This window comes from Bacillus cereus group sp. N14 (genome assembly GCF_016483555.1).
GTDB lineage: Bacteria > Bacillota > Bacilli > Bacillales > Bacillaceae_G > Bacillus_A > Bacillus_A wiedmannii.
Window position 1 is genome coordinate 1 of sequence record NZ_JAEHBQ010000057.1, and the last position, 548, is coordinate 548.

The window sequence follows — 548 nt, forward strand, 5'->3', positions numbered from 1 at the left end:
GCAGAAAAAAATGGAAAAGCGGATGAATTAAAGCAGTTTGAAAGACTATATTTAGGAGCTGAACCACTTACTAGTGATCTGATAGCGAAGTATGAGGAGATAACAGGGGCAAGTATAGACAATATAAACAATTTATATGGTCCAACTGAAGCTACGGTTGTAGCTACTTCATATCGATTTAACGGGAAAGATAATAGAGAAATCATTCCGATAGGAAAGCCAATTGCCAATACTCAAATATATATTTTGAATAACAAGAGTATATGTGGAATTGGTATGCCGGGAGAATTATGTATTGGTGGTTCAGGTGTTTCTAGAGGGTATTTAAACAGAGCAGAACTGACGGCTGAAAAATTTGTAGTTAATCCTTACAGACCAAATGAGAGAATCTATCGAACGGGAGATTTAGCTCGTTGGAATGAAGATGGAAATATTGAATATTTAGGTAGAATAGATGAACAAGTTAAAATTAGAGGGTTTAGAATTGAATTGGGAGAGATTGAAGAAAGAATTAGGGATGTAGAAGGAATCAGTGATGCCGTTGTTAT

The 548-nt window shown here is 35.4% G+C and carries 1 protein-coding gene; it reads left to right on the forward strand.

Annotated features, from left to right (window positions below):
* Window positions 1-548: AMP-binding protein (locus JDS82_RS29005; protein WP_165502271.1), on the forward strand; the 548-nt coding region annotated here is incomplete at both ends.